A 2,066-nucleotide genomic window follows, 5' to 3' on the forward strand; every position below is an offset into this window, starting at 1 on the left:
GCCGCTCTCTTAATCGAAGAAACGGATTTTGCCCGCGAACGGCTGACTTTGGCGAATTACTTTTACAAGATGCAGCGGCAGTATCCCCTGTCTGAGGAGCAAAAGCCGCTCTATGCTGTGTTGGGCGATGTCAATCCTCAGTATGCTCTCAAATACATGACGGCTTTTTTATTGAAATATGTCCGCAAAGATGAACTCCTGCAGAAAAGGCGGGATATTTTCGTAGACAGTCTGCTGATTCTAGGCTATATCAGGCAGAATGAAGCCGGCAAATATGAGCTGCAGCTGGACTTTGACAGGGAAAGGCTGATTTTTTACAGCAAATCTTCTGAGCAAAATCATTGACTGGAGACTGATAAAATCTTATACTATTGGAAACGGTCACAAGAACCGGAATAGAATGGAGGCAGTTTTATGTCATTAGAAGAAAAATTCGATCAAGCCAAGGGCGCAGTCAAAGAAGGTTTTGGAAAAGTCACAGGCGATACTAAAACAGAAGCTGAGGGAGCTGTTGAAAAAACCGCTGCCAAGGTGAAAGAAGTTGCCCAAGATGTCAAAGGAGCTGTCGAAGGAGCCGCTGAAGGCCTTAAAAACAGCTTCAGTAAGGATAAATAAAAAAATAGGAGCGGGACAGAGCTAAATTTGAAAAAATTTAGTTCTTGGTCCTGCTCCTATTTTTGTGTCTGCCAGAGGAGATAGAGGAAATAAGGGGCCCCGATAATGGAAATGATAATACCGGTCGGAATAGCAGTGCCTATCAGAAAGGCCCGCGTTATCGTATCCGCAATGGTCATTATGAGGGCCCCCAGCAGCATGGCTGCCGGAAAAAGAAGGCGATGATCATTCGGCAGAAAGCGCTTGCTGATATGACTGGCCAGCATGCCGATAAAAGCAATATTTCCAGCCAGCGACAGGCTGAAGGCTACTAAGGCACTGGCCAAGAGAAGCAGCAGCAATCGCTCTCTCTTGAGATGAAGGCCCAGTCCTAGAGCAGTTTCATCATTCAGACTGAGGATATTGAGCTGATAGGCCCGCTGGTAGGTCAGAAACCAGAGCAGCAGCAGGACAGGCCCTGCAATGGCCAGACTTTCCCAGTTGTTCCCCGTGATTTTCCCAGCCAGCCAGCTGACCACATAGGTCAGTTTGTTTTGATTGACCCGGCCGGTAATCGCAATCATGCTGGAGGACAGGATAGCGGACAGGGTCACGCCGGAGATGATAATCTTGACAGGACGGATGGCCTGTCCTTTCTGATGGGAAATCAGATAGGTGACGGCTACGGTCAGCATACCGCCCAGCATGGCGACGAAGGGCAGGTAGCGAATGTAAAGAGGGTCGGTGACTTCCAGCTGGCTGATAGCCAGTGTAATGACCACTCCGGCACCGGCGTTGATGCCCAAGGTCCCAGAGTCAGCCAAGGGATTTCTGCTAAAGGTCTGCAGAAGGACGCCGCTCATGCCCAGAGATGCCCCGGCCAGCAGGCAGACCAGCAATCGGGGAAGACGGATTTCTCCCATAATGAACTGAAGACTGCTGTCACCGCTTCCCAGCAGATAGCGTACAGTATCACTGAGATTGAACTGCTGGTCTCCCAGAGACAGGGAGAGGATGAAAACCAGCAGGGTGAGCAGACTGAGACTGCCTAAGACCAGAAGCAGGCTGTTTTTATTTCTCATAGAAGGCCCCCTTTCTCATCAGCCAGAGAAAGACCGGCAGGACGATCAGGCTGATCAGGGCGCTCAGCGGCAGTCCGGCCAAGTGGAGAGCGGCAAAGTCACAGAGGAGCAGAAAAAAAGCTCCCAGCAGACTGGTCAGGGGCAGGATCCTCCGATAGTCCTTTCCGCTGACAGACTTAGCGAAGTGGGGGATGATCAGTCCTACCAAGGCGATACTGCCTACCAAGGCAACAGCAGCAGCGGACAGCAGGAGGACCAAGCTCATGAAAAAGAGGGTCATGGCTGTGGTTTTCTGGCCCAGTCCCTTGGCCACTGTTTCATTCAGGCTGAGAACGGTCAGCTGATGGGCAAAAAGCTGCAGCAGCAATAGGCCGACGAGGATGAAGGGCG

At 51.0% G+C, this 2,066-nt stretch carries 3 protein-coding genes and 1 pseudogene; 2 read left to right on the top strand and 2 right to left on the bottom strand.

The window, feature by feature from the left end; all coding sequences use genetic code 11:
• Together STRDD11_RS04040 and STRDD11_RS04045 are read left to right on the top strand one after the other, a co-directional pair.
• A pseudogene (locus STRDD11_RS04040) lies at positions 1-345 on the top strand (DUF1803 domain-containing protein); the annotation flags it as partial.
• Between the two features lie 69 nt (positions 346-414).
• Positions 415-615 (top strand): CsbD family protein, encoded by a 201-nt coding sequence (locus tag STRDD11_RS04045; RefSeq protein ID WP_128835658.1) that lies wholly within the window; start codon positions 415-417, stop codon positions 613-615.
• Between the two features lie 56 nt (positions 616-671).
• On the opposite strand, the gene STRDD11_RS04050 is transcribed toward STRDD11_RS04045, so the two are convergent.
• Positions 672-1,676: a FecCD family ABC transporter permease gene (locus tag STRDD11_RS04050; RefSeq protein ID WP_128835660.1), complete on the bottom strand. Its 1,005-nt coding sequence runs from the start codon at positions 1,674-1,676 to the stop codon at positions 672-674.
• A partial coding sequence (locus STRDD11_RS04055) for an iron chelate uptake ABC transporter family permease subunit (RefSeq protein WP_164828367.1) occupies positions 1,666-2,066 on the bottom strand: 401 nt, incomplete at its 5' end. The genes STRDD11_RS04055 and STRDD11_RS04050, both read right to left, overlap by 11 nt.

Source organism: Streptococcus sp. DD11 (assembly GCF_001578865.1).
GTDB lineage: Bacteria > Bacillota > Bacilli > Lactobacillales > Streptococcaceae > Streptococcus > Streptococcus panodentis.